The 15,970-nt window shown below is 61.2% G+C and carries 13 protein-coding genes and 2 pseudogenes; 11 read left to right on the top strand and 4 right to left on the bottom strand.

The features are described 5' to 3' along the window. Nucleotides 1–63 precede the first annotated feature (63 nt). Nucleotides 64–255 (bottom strand): annotated as a pseudogene (locus tag ACLEJP_RS01555) (IclR family transcriptional regulator); the annotation flags it as partial. Nucleotides 256–259: 4 nt separating this feature from the next. On the opposite strand from ACLEJP_RS01555, the pseudogene ACLEJP_RS01550 reads away from it, so the two are divergent. Continuing rightward, nucleotides 260–445: pseudogene (locus tag ACLEJP_RS01550) on the top strand (FAD-binding protein); the annotation flags it as partial. Here ACLEJP_RS01550 and tssM read toward each other — a convergent pair. Genes tssM through vasI form a run of 3 tightly spaced genes read right to left on the bottom strand, consistent with a single transcriptional unit; the run spans nucleotide 440 to nucleotide 6,092 of the window. Further along, nucleotides 440–4,039 carry a type VI secretion system membrane subunit TssM gene (gene tssM, locus ACLEJP_RS01545; protein WP_440803941.1) on the bottom strand — a complete coding sequence of 1,200 codons (3,600 nt, stop codon included), beginning with the start codon at nucleotides 4,037–4,039 and terminating at the stop codon, nucleotides 440–442. The pseudogene ACLEJP_RS01550 and the gene tssM sit on opposite strands and share 6 nt — an antisense overlap. Next, nucleotides 4,036–5,502 (bottom strand): type VI secretion system protein TssA, encoded by a 1,467-nt coding sequence (gene tssA, locus ACLEJP_RS01540; protein WP_440803939.1) that lies wholly within the window; start codon nucleotides 5,500–5,502, stop codon nucleotides 4,036–4,038. The genes tssM and tssA overlap by 4 nt, the downstream gene beginning before the upstream one ends. Continuing rightward, the gene (vasI, locus tag ACLEJP_RS01535; RefSeq protein WP_440803937.1) at nucleotides 5,490–6,092 is read right to left on the bottom strand and encodes a type VI secretion system-associated protein VasI; all 603 of its coding nucleotides are present in this window, start codon (nucleotides 6,090–6,092) and stop codon (nucleotides 5,490–5,492) included. Before vasI ends, tssA begins: the two co-directional genes overlap by 13 nt. A 381-nt stretch (nucleotides 6,093–6,473) precedes the next feature. Here vasI and tssB point away from each other — a divergent pair, with 381 nt between their 5' ends. The 10 genes from tssB to ACLEJP_RS01485 all read left to right on the top strand — a co-directional run bounded on the left by tssB (nucleotide 6,474) and on the right by ACLEJP_RS01485 (nucleotide 15,888). Continuing rightward, nucleotides 6,474–6,977: a type VI secretion system contractile sheath small subunit gene (tssB, locus tag ACLEJP_RS01530; protein WP_440803936.1), complete on the top strand. Its 504-nt coding sequence runs from the start codon at nucleotides 6,474–6,476 to the stop codon at nucleotides 6,975–6,977. Between the two features lie 16 nt (nucleotides 6,978–6,993). Next, a complete protein-coding gene (gene tssC / locus ACLEJP_RS01525; protein WP_440803934.1) occupies nucleotides 6,994–8,484 on the top strand; it encodes a type VI secretion system contractile sheath large subunit in 1,491 nt (496 codons plus the stop codon). After that, on the top strand, nucleotides 8,481–8,891 hold the full coding sequence (gene tssE, locus ACLEJP_RS01520; protein ID WP_289132241.1) for a type VI secretion system baseplate subunit TssE: 411 nt from the start codon (nucleotides 8,481–8,483) through the stop codon (nucleotides 8,889–8,891). Before tssC ends, tssE begins: the two co-directional genes overlap by 4 nt. 3 nt (nucleotides 8,892–8,894) lie before the next feature. Next, nucleotides 8,895–10,661 carry a type VI secretion system baseplate subunit TssF gene (tssF, locus tag ACLEJP_RS01515; RefSeq protein ID WP_440803932.1) on the top strand — a complete coding sequence of 589 codons (1,767 nt, stop codon included), beginning with the start codon at nucleotides 8,895–8,897 and terminating at the stop codon, nucleotides 10,659–10,661. Further along, on the top strand, nucleotides 10,625–11,641 hold the full coding sequence (gene tssG, locus ACLEJP_RS01510; protein ID WP_289132237.1) for a type VI secretion system baseplate subunit TssG: 1,017 nt from the start codon (nucleotides 10,625–10,627) through the stop codon (nucleotides 11,639–11,641). The genes tssF and tssG overlap by 37 nt, the downstream gene beginning before the upstream one ends. Further along, nucleotides 11,638–12,198 (top strand): FHA domain-containing protein, encoded by a 561-nt coding sequence (locus ACLEJP_RS01505; protein ID WP_440803930.1) that lies wholly within the window; start codon nucleotides 11,638–11,640, stop codon nucleotides 12,196–12,198. Before tssG ends, ACLEJP_RS01505 begins: the two co-directional genes overlap by 4 nt. After that, nucleotides 12,195–12,989: a type VI secretion system lipoprotein TssJ gene (tssJ, locus tag ACLEJP_RS01500; protein ID WP_289132234.1), complete on the top strand. Its 795-nt coding sequence runs from the start codon at nucleotides 12,195–12,197 to the stop codon at nucleotides 12,987–12,989. Before ACLEJP_RS01505 ends, tssJ begins: the two co-directional genes overlap by 4 nt. A gap of 52 nt (nucleotides 12,990–13,041) precedes the next feature. Then, a complete protein-coding gene (tssK, locus tag ACLEJP_RS01495; protein ID WP_440803927.1) occupies nucleotides 13,042–14,379 on the top strand; it encodes a type VI secretion system baseplate subunit TssK in 1,338 nt (445 codons plus the stop codon). Between the two features lies 1 nt (nucleotide 14,380). Then, nucleotides 14,381–15,250, top strand: a complete 870-nt coding sequence (icmH, locus tag ACLEJP_RS01490; protein ID WP_440803924.1) for a type IVB secretion system protein IcmH/DotU — start codon at nucleotides 14,381–14,383, stop codon at nucleotides 15,248–15,250. 128 nt (nucleotides 15,251–15,378) lie between these two features. Continuing rightward, nucleotides 15,379–15,888 carry an Hcp family type VI secretion system effector gene (locus tag ACLEJP_RS01485; protein WP_406821786.1) on the top strand — a complete coding sequence of 170 codons (510 nt, stop codon included), beginning with the start codon at nucleotides 15,379–15,381 and terminating at the stop codon, nucleotides 15,886–15,888. The last annotated feature ends 82 nt before the right edge of the window (nucleotides 15,889–15,970 follow it).

Below are 15,970 nucleotides of genomic sequence, written 5' to 3'. Positions count from 1 at the left end.
AGGCCCGACCGGCAAGGTACTGCACACCGCCGAGGACGCTGCAGTACCTGCTGGAACGGGCCTTCAATCCAGCACCGGCCGCAACAACGCCTGCGCCTCATACCGTCTGGGCAGGTAGCGCAGGCGCATTTCATCCACACGCAACCGCGCAGCATCGGTGGTAATGGTCAGCGTCGCTTTCAGCCGGCCCGCACGGTCCAGAAGCGGCACGCCGAGCACGCGCATGCCGATTTCAAATTCCTGGTCGACGATGCAACCCCTGGACCACGCGGCCCAGCCGGTACCCGGGCTGTATGCGGTGGGTAATGACATGGGCAGCGTGATGGGCGGGTACTACCCGAGTGGCGGCATCACCCTCGGGCCGGGCATGACCTTCGGCTACCTGGCTGGTAGAGCATTGAGCGGCTTGCAGGCGCAAGACGAACGGGTCGGCTTCTGGTCATAATGCCTGCTCATCCAGCCCTTCCGCCTGCGCTACGTTCACTGGCTGCTGCAGCAGACCTCGCGGCAACTTGAAGCCTTTGAATGGTTGCTGGGTAATGGGATTGAAGGCTTTTTCCGCGTTCAGCCGATAGCGCATCACGCCGTCACCGGTCCGGAAACTAAGGTCCACGCTGGTGGCAGTGCGCCCATTGAGCGAACCGCGGCTGAGCAAGCGGAACAGCGACCATGGGCCGTGGTAACCCAGGCTGCTGCTGGTGCCGCTTTGCCTGAGCAAGGTCAGGTTGCTGCGCACCTGCTGCCCTAGCGTATTGGGCCAGACGACACCGGTAATCTGACTCGGACCATGGGTGTAGGCGATCAACTGACCGTCCAGGTCCAGCAGGCTGGTACGCTGGTTGGCGCTCAGCCCCAACGGTTCGATGCTGAACTGCACGCTCAGGTTTCCGCGTTGATCGAAGAACGTCTCGCGGATGCGATTCGCCAGCGCCAACTGTTCGAGCACATCGCTGCGGATCAGCGACTGCTGCTGTCCGGCTCGCAGGGCTTCGAGGTTGTCATCGAGGAACAGCTTCAGGTACTGGTCGTGGAATTGCTGCAGCCGCCCCTTTGGCCCGAAGAACGCTTCGAAATCCTCCAGGGAAGCGTCAGGTGCCCTCACCACGAAGGGGTATCGCCCTGCCAATCGCTGCTGGAAGAAACTGTAGACGTCAGCATCCCAGCGGCGCTCCAGCTCAAGCAATGCTTGAATGTTCAGCACCTGCGCAGTCTGTTCCGCGACCTTTCCGAGCTGATGGTTGAGTGGCTCCGGCAAGCCTGTCGCCAGCCGCTGCAAGGTGCCGATCGGGTCGTGCCCGGTCATCGAAAAGCGCTGACGCACAGCCTGCAGAGCCGCCTTGCCCCGGTCGGGACTGTCCTGCACCGCCTTGGCATAAGCGTGAACCGCCGTCAGCGCGGCAAGCGTTTCTTCATAGCTGCTCGGCTTGTCACCTGTCGCCTGCAACATGCCGCTGAGCCCGGCGAATGCGCGCTGGATGGCCAAGGTCTGCTGCTGTTCAGCGGGGCGGCCAGCTGCCAGCAGAACAGCTGTCTCGCCTGGCACCTCCACGTCTGCTGGCGCCCAGCGCGTGGTGTTGTCCTTCACTGTAGCCAACAGGCGTTGCAGCGGTGCCGCAGGCCCGGTCAGTTGCTCGAGCACTGCGACTGCATGCTCCAGATCACGGAAGTCCACCAGCGAAAACGCGGCCAGTGCCCGCCGCCAGCTATCAATGTAATCGCTGCTGTACAGGCTGTGCAGACGAGCAGCAAGCGCGTCCCGCTCGGCATCGGAATAATCGAGTTGGCCGCGCTCGCCCAGCGCCCACTGATCGATCATCGCGATTTCGACAAACCGCTGGCCGAGCGCTGCAACGTACGCCTGGAAACCTTTGGCGGTGAGCATCGGCGCAATCACGACGTCAGCATCACCGTGCATGGAACCGGAAGTCGGCCGATATACCACATCGAAGGCTGGCCCGACCTGGTAACGCAGGTCCAGGCCCTGGTGCAGCTGTTCCTGAGCGCGCTGCTTGAGGCCCGCATAGACCCGCTCCGGCAGGGGCAACTTGCGCAGGGTCTGCTGTACCTCGGCAACACGTTGCTGGTACTGGGGCAGGTCGGCGTCGGCATAAGCCAAGGCGTATTGCAGGTGTCGCATGAGGTCGCGTTGCAGTTGCCCCTGGCCCGGGAAGGCTTGCTGCCAGCGATGAGCCATCCACTTCTCGACCCATTCGGGGCGGCGGTTCTGGCGGTCCTCAAGCATTCGGTAAACCCTCAGCGCGGCCATCTGCTGTTCGCTGCCAGGGGGCGCGGCGCTCATCGCTTCGACTACACCACTGGCCAATGCCGGCAGGAAGTGTCTGCCAAGCAAGCGCAGATAGGCCTCGTCGACCCGAGGACCGATGGCGCGGCCCTGATAGAGGCCCGCATCGGCAACACCGAGCCATGCAGTGCGATAGTCGCCGAACAGCGCCACTGCATCGCGGATCTGGTCCAGCGGCTCCAGCAGGTTGCGCCCGGTCGGGTCAAGCTGCTGGTCCAGTTGCCGGTGGCTGTACTCCTTGCTCTTGACCAGCACGCTGGCAGCCTTGGCAGCATTGCTATCGAAGTAGCGCTGCCAGCTGGCGACAACGATACAGAACGCCAGCAGGCCTACTGCGGAACCCACCCGGAACAACTGACGCTTGCTGCGTGCCACCCTGGCGTTGTCGCCGGCGAGACCGGCTTCGCGGTAGATGACGCGCCTGAAGGCCTGCTGGATGAAGTATGCCAACGCCTTGCCCTGCGCCTTGCCTTCACGCAAGGGCAGTTTTGTCTTGTAGGGCTGCGCCGCCTCACGGACGAACGCGTTGAGCATATCGCCCTGCTGCACCACCGACGACCAATAGAGCCCACGTACCAGGGCGGGCGTGGTGAAGCGGTCACTGCCCAGCGTTTCACGCAAAAACGACAGCAATATCGGTTGCAGCCCAACCAGCTGCGCATGCAGGGAGAACAGGCGCGCACGTGCCGGCGCCCCGCCAAGTCCATCAAGCTGATCGAAGACCTGCTCGAACAGCAGCCTGATCAACCGATGGTATTGGCTGCGGTATTCGTCCAGCCAGGCATCGGTCGAACCGGTCGCAGCCAGTTTGAACGTGAAGCCCAGCAGCTCCTCCCGCCTGGAAGCCGGGAGCCTGCCATAGAGCTGATCGAAGCCATCGAGCAAGTCGAACTTGGACAGCACCACATACAACGGCAGGCGCGCACCCAGCCGGCTACTGATTTCGAACAGGCGCGCGCGCAGCATATGGGCCAACGCCCGGCGTTGGTCGGACGTCCCATGCAACAACGCAGGCAGGTCAATGACCAGCACCACCCCATTCAACGCCCTCCGACTGCGGTTGCTCAGCAGCCATCCCAGCAGGTGCTCCCACAACCTGGCCGGGGCTTCAGGCGGCGGGGAAACTTCAGGCTGCTCAGAGCCAGGCACCGGAACCGCCGCTGCAGCCTGGCTGATGAAGGCACCCGGAGGATCGATCATCACGGCATCATTGCTGACCCACCAGCCTACCGGGTAAGCCAGCGCCTGGGCCCTGCCGATACGGGTCAGGGAGAAACGCTGGTCGCTGCGATCAATGAAGCTGCTCTTGCCAGCCTGTACGTCACCCAGAACCAGATACCATGGCACCCGGTACAAGGCGCTTCGTCCGCCGGCATTGTCCAGATAGCTGGCCAGCCGCTGGTTCAACGCGTGCTCTTGTGCCTGAACCAGCGGCAGCGTGGGGTCCAGCGCGGCCGCCACGGCCTGCTTGCGGTCCGCTTGCAGGCGGCGGACACGTCTGCGCAACACCATGAGCCAGCCCAGTAACGGCACCACCACCAACACCAGGCTCGCAACGATACGATGGGCGACGTTGGCCAGCGGTTGTTGTTCGCGCCATGTCCAATGCGGGCCAAGCCACCAGATGGCGACCAGCATCAGCACGGCGCCCAGCCCAAGGAGCAGCGGCATGGCCAGGCCAATACGGCTGGAAAGGCGCAAGCCCCAGCGTTTCAGTTGTTTCCATGGTGGGTTCATATGGGCTCCGGATCCTTGATCTGAACTGCCAATGCGGTGGATGCCGTGTAGTGCTGGAGCCGCTGGAATACCTCGGGCTCCCACGCATCGGCAGTGGTTTGCTGCATCGTCCGCGCAACACCGATGCATAGGTCCCGGGCCAGCCAGGACACGCCGCGTGCCGCCAGCAAGTCAGCGGCGATGAGCGTGGTGTGCGAGCGCTCACGCGGCGAGTTCAGATCCGCCTGCATCCCCTGCAACCTCAGGAGCACGGGCTCTACCCCCATGCCGTCAAGCTGGGCAACGAGTTCCTCGCGCAGGCTGCCGAACTCCTGGGAAGCAGCGCCTTGGGCTGACGCACCCTGGCAGCCGTTCAGCCATGCCAGGGCTTGATCGTCCAGGAACGGCGTGCCATCGCTGAAGCACAATTGCTGCAACGAAGGCAGGCGCTGGACGAAACGCGCGGTGGTACTGCGAATGGCCTCGCTGACCTCGTTCAACGCCAGCTGCGATGCTACGCTCGCTGCCAGGAAGCTGCCGCGAAACCAGTAAGGGGCTGCCGTGAGGCTCTTCTCGATCCGATGCAGTAGCGCGATGTCCACTGAAGTACCTGCCACGAGATTTTCGTAGCCCGCAATCACCTCTGGCGGCACTGCCATCAGGCCCGTGCAGTGCCGCTGCCTGACGGCAGGCGCCGCCTGGATATGCGACCACAGGGCGAAACGACGAAGCTGGTAACCGGTCGGATCGTACGGATCCTGTTGATTGATGAGCTCGGCCATGGTCAGTACGGCACGCCGGGTTTCCCGCTCGCTGCCGATGGAAACCCGGGGCGCTGGCATGGCGATCACGTCTGCCAGTGGCATGGGCTGCTCGCTTGCAGCGGTCGGGGCCGGCGCAACAGCCTCGCCAACACCGTTGGCCAGCTCCGTTTGCCGATGTAACAAGCGTTCCAGTTCGCCCAACCCAGCCGCATCGAGTTGGGCGCCGTCCTGCTGTTGTTTCAGCCGCGTCAGGGCCGCCTGCGCCGCCACTGCGTGGGTAGGGCTGTAGGTGAACCGGTCAAGGCGCGGTAGCGCATCGATCAAGCGGCTGAGTACAAGGCCGACCAGCTTCCGCTTGCCGAGGAAACCTGTGGGACCCGGCTTTGGATGAGCGCTTTCCCAATAGCATTCGACCATGCCGGCCAGCAACGCCAGGGTGTTTCCCCATCGTTCCCAGCACGCGCTGCGCAGCCACGCAGTACTCAGGTGGGCAACGATCCGCATGTGCTTGCACTGCCGGCACAGGTACTGGCAGGACGCCTCTTCGATGTAGGCCCAGTCGATCGAGGCCGCCTGCAGCCCGCCCAGCTTGACCATCTCCTGGTCTATCGCCTGGTAGGTTTCATCCTCGATATCGAACAAACCAGCCGGGATCGCTGGATCGATCGGGGCGAGCAGCCGACTGATCTCATCCGCTGATGTCTGCATTACCACCGGCAAGCACTCCGCGCCTGTTCGATCAACGGCCCCAGGCCCTGGGCATCGAACACCAACCCGTCGACCTCGCTGCGATCGCTCGCCACCACTATCCGGTGAGCCCCGATCAGCTGCCTGATCTGCTCGATCGCCGGCAGGCCACGCCCGGCATCGAGTACCTGGCCGTTTTCCATCACGCGCCACGGCGTGTTGCGCGTGGCGCCACCCTCGCTTGTCAGCCTCACGGCAACCCAGCTTGCGTCGATGGGCCGTGTGGTAATCAGCTGCAGCCGCGATATTTTCTGTATGCAGCTGATGGCGAGATAGGGGCGCTCGTGGGTTGAGGCGATGGCAGGCGCCGAGATCATCAGCTCCGCCGTTGCTGAGCCGACTTCACCGCCACCACCGATGCGAAAGGTCAGGTCATCCGCTGCGCGCGATGCCTCATTTGCCATGACCCGCATCACCGTGGGCGCTTCCTGCTCCTGCGCTGACCACGACCTGGATGCCACATGTGCCGGCGTACCGGCAGCCCGGTCAAAACAAGCCAGGCGCTCGATGTCGGAGACGATCCGGGGGCAGTCGCGATCAAGCTCAGCCAGCACCGGCTGCATACAAAACAGCAACGAAACGCCTGCGTAACATGCACGGCGGAATATCATCCCAAGTTCACCCACGCAATGAGCACATAAGCCTTGCACGGCCCTGCGCATTGTTTTTCTGACAACTGAATACCCACTTACGCCCTCCCGCGCACAACTACTCCAAACGAAACCGGTACGAGCCTAGTACATCGCACACCGTGCATACAAACAAATATTTATTTACATCTTAAGCCTCGACCAAGGGGGGCTTTTCCATGCATGGTTTTTATGACGACTGGGCAAGTAAGCGAGACCCAAAAACACTTTGCAGGAAACTTCCTACAAACAGAACACACAATTAAACACGCCATACGGAAATATCCTACAACTTCACTAGAGAGCCATGTGCCGATGTCTAAAAACTCGGGATCCGTTGCACCCAAAGAACGTATCAACATCAAGTACGTTTCAGCCACCCGTGATGAACAGGCCGAAGTAGAGTTGCCACACAAGATGCTTGTCCTGGGCGACTTCGGTCTGGATGACAGCCGTGCGCTTGAAGACCGTTCGGTGATGCGCATTGACAAACACACGTTCAACAACGTGTTGCACGACGCCGACGTCAGCCTGGCCTTGTCCGTCCCCTCCCTGCTCAGCACCGCAGCCGACAGCGAGCTGGCGGTCAACCTGCAGTTCAGGTCCATCAAGGACTTCAGCCCAGACCAGATTGTCCGGCAGGTACCAGAGCTCAACAAACTGTTGCAGTTGCGTGAAGCACTGGTCGCCTTGAAGGGGCCGCTCGGCAACGTGCCGACTTTCCGCAAGCACCTGCAGCAGCTGTTGACTAACGAGCAAGCGCGCAAACAACTCGCCGAAGAACTCGAACAGGCGCTCGCGGCGCCACAAGAAGATTGAGACAACGGAGCGTCCGATGCCAAAACCAAGCGACACTACCCAAGCAGTTGAAACAACGAGCGAAACGTTGAGCAACGCAACCCTGCTCGACCAGATCATGGCCGAGACCAAGTTGGTACCCGCGCAAGAAGGCTATCAGGTTGCCCGCCAGGGTGTTTCTGCCTTTATTGCTGAAATCCTGAAAAGCAATGAGCCGGACCAACTGGTCAATAAACATCGTGTTGATCAGATGATTGCCGAACTTGATCGGGTGCTCAGCAAGCAGATGGACGCCATTCTGCATCAGCCCGCGTTCCAGCAACTGGAGTCGTCCTGGCGCAGCCTCAAACTTCTGGTCGACCGCACGGACTTCCGCGAAAATATAAAGCTCGAAGTCTTGCATGTGAGCAAGCATGACCTGCTCGAGGATTTCGAGAATGCTGCCGACATCACCTGCAGCGGCCTGTATAAGCACGTTTACACCGCAGGTTATGGCCAGTTTGGTGGCGAGCCCGTGGCGGCCATGGTCGGCAACTATAGCTTCGGGCCCTCCTCTCCCGACATCAAGCTGCTGAGCTACATGGCCTCTGTCTGCGCCATGTCACACGCGCCCTTCCTGACGGCGCCGTCTCCAGAGTTCTTCAACCTCGGCAGTTTTGAGGATCTGCCCAACCTCAAGGAGATCAAGGACATCTTCGCCGGCCCGCGGCATGCCAAATGGCGTGCCTTCCGCGAAAGCGAAGACTCCCGCCACGTCGCGCTGACCGGCCCGCGCTTCATGCTGCGCTCCGCCTACCACCCTACGGAACAGGCGATTGAAAGTTTCAACTACGAAGAAGACATTGCCGGGCGCCACGACAACTACCTGTGGGGCAACTCCGCCTTCCTGCTGGCCAGCTGCATCAACGACAGTTTCGCCCGCTATCGCTGGTGCCCGAACATCATCGGTCCGCAATCGGGCGGTGCTGTCGAGGACCTGCCGGTGCACCTGTACGAGGCCATGGGCCAGTTGCAGGCGAAAATTCCTACCGAAGTGCTGATTTCCGATCGAAAGGAATTCGAACTCGCCGAAGAGGGCTTCATCGCCCTGACCATGCGCAAGGACAGTGACAATGCCGCGTTCTTCTCGGCCAACTCGGCGCAAAAACCCAAGAACTTCCCAAAGACGCCCGAAGGGCTGCAAGCCCAGACCAACTACAAGCTCGGTACGCAGCTGCCCTACCTGTTCATCGTCAACCGCCTGGCCCACTACATCAAGGTGCTGCAGCGCGAGCAGATCGGCAGCTGGAAGGAGCGACGCGATCTCGAGGCCGAACTCAACAAGTGGATCAAACAGTACGTCGCCGACCAGGAGAACCCTTCAGCGGATGTACGCAGCCGCCGTCCACTGCGTGCTGCCCGGGTAGAAGTCTCGGACGTTGCCGGTGATCCGGGCTGGTACCAGGTCTCGCTCGCCGTGCGCCCTCACTTCAAGTACATGGGCGCGAACTTCGAGATCTCCCTGGTCGGGCGGCTCGACACCCAATGACTGGCTTTTTTGATCGTTTGACGGCTGCTCAATCCGCTAGCAGCGGGCACTCCCGGCAGGAGAACGCCTTTCACAAGATCACCGCCATCAAGCGCCATCTCGAAACACTGCTCAACGCCCGGCAAGGTTGCTCACAGAGCAGCCCTGAACTGGGCCTGCGGGATTTCAATGGACACGATGCGAGCAGCGGCGACCTGCTGGAACAAGTGAGCCTTGATATCCGCCGCACCATCCGACGCTTTGAACCACGCATACAAGTCTGTGCGCTTAAAGCCGTGCCCGATGATCACACCCCACTGGAATTGCATTTCCGGCTGGACTGCCAGGTACAGGTCAATGACCAGGCAGAGCAGTTGCAACTGGAACTGCTGGTCAACGGGCACAACCGCTTCACCCGAGTGAGATGAACCATGTCACTGAAGGACAGATTCAGCGAAGAACTGCGCTACCTGCGCGAATTGGGAAACGACTTCGTCAAGGACAACCCGCAACTGGCCCGGTTGCTTGGCACCGGGGGAAGCGACCCGGATGTCGAGCGCCTGATGGAAGCGTTCGCCTTTCTCACAGCCAGGCTGAGGCTGAAGCTGGAAGACGACCTGCCGGAATTGACCCACCCCATGCTGCAGTTGCTGTGGCCAAACTACCTACGGCCCCTGCCCAGCGTGACGATCATCCAGTTCACGCCACGCATGCAGGCGCTCAGCCAGGCCCAACAGATTGCCAAAGGCTCGAGGCTGTTCTCAAAGCCGGTGGACGGTGTCGCCTGCGAGTTTCGCACCTGCACCCCGGTGAATATTCATCCGTTCGAGATCGACGCGGTTGGCGCGACCCAGACCCTCGACAGCGCAGTGGTCCGCATCCGCCTGCGAACGCTGGTCGAACGGCCATTGAACACCTTGGGCTGTACCAGCCTCGACTTTCACCTCAGCGGCGACCAGCGTACCGCCCGTACGTTGTACCTGTGGATGTCGCAGTACCTCGAGCATGTCTGCGTAACCGTCAATGGCCAGGTCCGCCGGTTGCCGGCGAGCAGCCTCGCCTTTCCCGGTTTCAGCGCTGATGAAGCCCTGCTGCCCTACCCGAAAAATGTCTTTGATGGCTACCGGATCCTGCAGGAATACTTCATGTTCGCGCAGCGCTTCCATTTTTTCACCCTCACCGGGCTGGACAGGCTTTGGCCTGCGGAGCAAAGCAAGCAGGTCGACATCGAATTCCACTTCTGCCGCCTGTTACCCGATTCGCTGCGTATCGGCAAAGCCGATTTCAAGCTGTTCTGCACCCCGGCGGTCAACCTGTTCGAACACAGCGCCGAACCCATCGATCTGTCCAGCAGCAAAGCCCAGTTCGAGCTCAAGCCCAAAGGCTCGGAGCAGTACGCTCACGAAATTTTCAGCGTCGATGCGGTCATCAGCACCCGCACCACCGCGGATGGGAGCATCGGCGAACACCTCAGAACCTTCCGGCCATTCGAGTCGTTCGCCCACGAAATCGAGCACGTGCAAGGCCGCACGGCGTTGTATTACCGCTACACGCTCGAAGAATCCTTGCGCGACCAAGGCGTCACTCACCGCATCGCCTTTGTCCGCGCGGATGCCAACGCCTATATCGGCGAGCTGGAAACCGCGTCCATCGACCTGACCTGCACCAACCGCGACCTGCCGCTGGCTTTGGGCATCGATGACATCAACGTGCTCACCGAGGCTACGCCTCCCCTCGCCACCTACACCAACATCTGCGCGCCGTCACGCCCCTATCGCCCGGTGCTGGACGGCCAGTTGCAGTGGGCGTTGATTTCCAACATGTCACTCAACTACCTGTCACTGCTATCGGTCGATCCCCTGAAAGCAGTGATACGCGCGTACGACTTCGCCGCTCTGCACGACATCCAGCACGCTCGGACCACGCGCAAGCACCTCGACGGCATCCGCGAGATCCATACAGAGCCCCTGGACTGGTTGATAAAAGGGCAGCCCATTCGCGGGCTGCGTACCCGCCTGAAGCTGGACCAGGCTGCCTTCCTCTGCGAAGGCGACCTCTACCTGTTCAGTTGCGCACTGGCCCACTTCTTCGCGCTGTACGCCAGCATCAATTCCTTCCACCAACTGGAAGTGATCAACATCACCAACAACGAGCACTACACATGGCCACTGCAGACCGGCAAACAACCACTGATCTAGCCGACAGACTGCTCGCCGACGCGCACCAGTACAACTTCTTCCAGTTGCTGGAACGCTTGTACGGACTGCACGGCGATGACCTTGAACCACGCTGGCCAAGCGAGGCCACCCGGTTGCGGGTACGGCTTGCCAGCGACCCGCGGCTGACCTTCCCGGTTTCGGACGTATACAAAGCCGAACGTATGCCCGGCCAGGAACAGCGCTATCGGGTGTGCACGACCTTCATGGGCTTGCACGGCACCGACTCGCCGTTGCCGACCTATTACCTGGAACAGGTGGCCTACGAACATGCACAGGGTATCGGTGTGCGCCCGGCATTCTTCGATTTCTTCAACCACTACCTGCTCAGCCTGCTGCATCGCATCTGGCGTAAATACCGCTACTACATCCGCTTCCAGCCGGGAGCCACCGATGGCTTCTCTCAGTACATTTTTGCGCTGCTCGGCCTGAACGACAGGCAGTTGCGCGGAAACACCGCGCTGCCGTGGAGCCGGCTGCTCAGCTTCGCGGGTGTCATTGCCAGCCGCAGCCGTGCGCCAGGAACCGTCGCCGGCATCATTGCCCACTGTTTCGACCTCGAGCAGGTCCATATTCGCGAGTTCGAAACGCGTTCCGTATCCACCACGCTGAAGCAATTGGCCTGCCTTGGTCGGCGTAATGGCGAACTGGGCCGCACGTTCATGCTGGGCAGTCGCACGCGTACCCGCAGCAGCAAGTTCACCATCGTGATTGGCGAACTCGACCAGAAGCAGCTGCACGATCTGCTTCCGGGCGGCGTCAACTTCGACCGCTTGCGCGCACTGATCGATCTGTTGCTGCGCGATGGCCTGGCCTATGACCTGGAGCTGCGCCTGAAGCGCAATGCGCTATCCCCATTCTGCCTGCATCGCAGCCAGGGGGCCTACCTGGGCTGGACCAGCTTTGTCGATGACCGCCACGGCCGGGTCTGCCCTGTTGTCCGCTTTCGGGGGCGCGCATGAGCAGCCTGACCTTGAGCGTCATCAATCTCGACCAATTGCAGCACAGCGTGACAGCGCGGCACCGGTTCGAGCGCACGGGCGGCACCATCGGCAGCGAAGCGGCTACCTGGCTGCTCACTGACCGCGAGCAGAGCGTGGCGCCCATTCACTGCGAAATCCGCTGGCTGGAGGGCAGCTTCTGTGTGATTGACCACTGTAACCGCACCTACCTGAACGACAGCAGCGTCAGCCTCGGCAAGCGCCCTGCGCGACGGCTTGTCGAGGGCGACCAGCTTCGTGTCGGCAACTATCGGCTGCTGGTTCAGTGCGCACACGCCGATGCACGCCTGGACGCGCTGTTCACCCCTGACCACAGCGTGCTGGACCAGTTGCTCGCCGAGACTTCGCCCCAGGCCTGGCAGCCCAGCCCTGCAGCGCCCCAGGCGGCCAGCGAAATCTGCTCGGTCTTCAGCTGCGACACCGGGAAAGACCCGCTGGCGGCACTGGATGCCGTTGCAGTGACCAGGCCATCGTCGGAGAACCCGCTGCAGCGCCTGATTGCAGGAGAAGGCGCATGACCCGACATCTGTTCACCGCCGCCCTTTGCACCGCGCTGATCGCGCTTGCCGGCTGTACCGCCATGAGCAGGGTGAGCCAGGTGGTCCTGGACCCTTCGCTGCCCATCGGGCCGCCCAAGGATCAGCCGACCGCGGTTGCATTCAGCATCAACGCCAGCCCGACCCTCAATAGCAACCCGAACAGCCTTGATCCCACCGTCGAACCGGCGACAGCCCTGGATCCCAGCCCCTACGCCGTGAGCCTGAGCGCAAGCGACCCTTACGTGCTGGCTGAGAAAGTCGGGACCCTGTTCGAATACCTCCAGGAGCAATTCCCTGCAACCCCGGCCGTGGTTTTGGCCGAGGAAGACGGCGCCGCTCCGGTTCGCTCGCCGCTGGAGGAAAGTACACCCGGCAGCTACGACGACTCGACGGTAGTCCTGACCATGCCGCGCGCCACGAGCGTGGCCAGCGAGGCCGTGGCGACCCCCATCGCCATCAAGATCCTGCAACTGCGTGACGACTCACTGCTACGCAACAGCGTCTATGAATTGCTGGAGCAGGACCCTGCCAAAGCCCTGCGCAGCACCTACATCCGCGATGACGACTACCTGCTGCGGCCCGGCCAGTTCAAGTTCATCCCCTTCGCCCCGATTGAGCCTGACACCCGCTTCGTCGCCGTCATCGGCGACTACCGAAACCAGGAAAACGCCACCTGGCAGCAAGTGCTGCGCATTCCGCCACGCGGTCACCAGATCATTCTGTCGGTGTTGGTAAACGACACGCAGATCCTGCTCAAGGAAGAGGATTGATGAGGCCGACAACCCTTCCCGTTTCGCTTACTCGCGCTGACATGGAGTGCCCATGAGTACCCGTAATCCTGTTCTTTGGCCTGAAGGCCTGTTCGTCAAGCCGCAGCATTTTCAACAGGCAGCCCGCGCCAGCGAAGCAGCCTTGCAGCAACGCCTGGGTAGCCTCAATGCAGCCTTTTATGGCTTCAGCGAACTACAGCTGAACGACGAGTATCTGACCCTTGGCAAAATCGCCATCACCCGGGCCCGGGGCATCATGCCGGATGGCACGGTGTTCGATATTCCCGCCGATCTGCCGCCGCCCCCACCGCTGGAAATCGAAGATGATGGCGCGAGGGACAGCGAGGTGTATCTGTGCCTGCCCTTGCGCACCAATGGCGGGCGTGAAGTGAGTTGGCCCGACCACGCTGCCAACCTGCGCTACATCGCTCAGGCCCATGAAATCAAGGACACCCACAGCGCTGACGGTGACCTGGTTTCGGTCGACCTGGCCGTTCCCAACCTGCAGCTCAAACGCCAGACCGAAGACAGCAGCGCCTATACCCGCCTGGCCCTGGCACGTATCCTGGAGCGTCGCCCCGACGGCAGCCTGCAGCTGGACGAAGCGTTCTACCCCACCTGTGTGACGGTGCGGGCGATACCGGCGCTGCAACGCTTCCTGGAGGAAATCACCAATACCTTGCGCGAACGTGGGCGCAACCTTGCCACACGCCTCGGCGGGGGGCGCCAGTCGGGTATCGCCGACATTCGCGACTTCAACCTGCTGCAAGCCATGAACCGCTGGTGGCCCTGCTTCCAGCACCTGGCCAGGCAAGCCCAGACGCACCCCGAGCAGCTCTATCTGTGCATGAGCCAGGCCTGCGGTGAATTCGTGACGTTCACCGACCCCGATCGGTTGCCGCAGGAATACCCCGCCTATCACCACACCGCGCTGCGCACCTCGTTCCAGCCACTGCAGGACACGCTACGCCGGGCGCTGAGTACGGTACTGCAACCACGTGCCGTGTCATTGCCATTGGAAACGCTGGACTACGGCGTGATGAAGGCCACGCTGGACGACCGCCGGTTGATCGATGAGGCCGACTTCATCATCGCCGTAGGCGCCCATCTGCAACCGCAGGTGTTACGCCAGATGTTCGTGCAGAAAGCCAAGATCACGTCGCTGGAATCGCTGGAGGAACTGGTGCCGTTGCAGCTCCCCGGCATCCCGTTGAATCCCTTGCCAGTGGCGCCTCGCGACCTGCCCTTCCATGCAGGCTTCAGCTACTTCGAACTGGACCGGCGTGATCCAGCCTGGGCATGCATGAAGACGGCAAACGGCTTCGGCATCCATATCGCAGGGGACTTCCCTGGGCTTGAACTGCAGTTCTGGGCGATCAGGAGTGAATGAGATGAAAGGCAACAACACTACCCCCACCGGCACCACACGTGTTGAAAGCGCGCCACTGCAGGCAGCGCTCGGCAAGCCGTTGCCGCCTGAGCCAGCTGTTTCGGCCGAGCCGGAAGCCTCAGCGCAGACGCCGCCGCCGGAACAGGTTGAGGAAGGCTACCCGGCGGATCCGGAATTCCAACTGCGTGGCGGCTACGACAACCTCATGCTGGATGCTGCGGCACCGCTGTTCGGCCTGGTCATACGCCTGCGCACACTGGATGAGTTGCCCAATATCCAGAAGGTGCACCAGCAAGTGCGCAACCAGATCGAGAATATCCAGGAGGAGATCCGCCAGCACGGCTATGAGCCCGCCCAGGCGCTCGCCTATTCCTACGCCCTGTGCCTGTACATCGATGAAGCGGTCATGGAAAGGCCATGGGGCAAGAACAGTTGCTGGAGCCAGGAACCCCTGCTGAGCATCTTCCACGACGAAACCTGGGGTGGGGAAAAATTCTTCACGGTGTTGTCCCGTCTGATGCAGGAACCCGCACGTTATCAGGACGTACTGGAATTCATGTATTTCGCCTTGTGCCTGGGGCTGAAAGGCAAGTACGCCATCGCGCCAAAAGGCGAAGAAACGCTGAACGCGCTGATCCACCAGCTTCACGGGATGCTTCGTGAACTACGCGGCCCTGCACCCGAAGCGGTATGCGACCCCTACACCCATGTCGCGCCGCGAAATTTCCGCATGAACCGGCAATGGCCATGGTGGAGCCCCCTGGTGATTTCCCTGGTTGCCATGGCCGTGGCCTACGGGATCTACAGCTATCGCCTGCACTTGATTACCACCGAAGTACTGGAATCCCTCAACGGCATTTTGCAGCAGTAATCCAGCTGAAACGCATCCTCGACTGCCACGAATTAGCGAGGCGCCCGCCTCGTTGACAAGCCCATCGTTCCCGATGGCCATGCCCTTGCGAGACAGGGCATGTAACCCGTGTAAATCTGGAGTACACAATGGCCTCACCCGCATATTTGAAAGTCACCGGCAAAGTGCAAGGCGATATCAGCGAAGGCGCAAGCACGGCGGCGTCGATCGGCAATATCTACCAGTCCGAGTTTGAAAGTGAAATCATGTTGCAAAAGGTCGAACATGAAATCAATACACCGATCGACCCACAGAACGGCCAACCGTCTGGCAAGCGTGTGCATGGGCCGTACAAGGTGACCTTCACCACGAACAAGTCCAAGCCGCTGTTACTGGAAGCAATCTGCAAGGCAGAGTTATTGCCGGAAGTGACAATCAAGCAGTTTCGCGCCACCAGCGAAGACCCCAACGAGCACTATTACACAACGACTCTGACGGACGCGACAATCATCAAGATGCGGACCGAGCAGCCGCATGCACAAGAAGTCACCTCCACACCGCGACATCAGGAGGTGGAACTTTGGTTTTCCTATCGAAAGATAACGGAATGCCACGAAATCTGCGGCACCGAAGGGTCTGACGACTGGCAACAATCCTGACACCCAACCACGCGTCCAGGCATTGGATGATCCGGACGGCTTCGCCGCCCGGATACCTGGAGACTATCAGACGGTGAACAAG

This window comes from Pseudomonas sp. SMV7, assembly GCF_052041995.1.
Lineage (GTDB): Bacteria > Pseudomonadota > Gammaproteobacteria > Pseudomonadales > Pseudomonadaceae > Aquipseudomonas.
The sequence above is the reverse complement of the archived record's forward strand: the minus strand, read 5'-3'. Positions and strand labels throughout refer to the sequence as shown.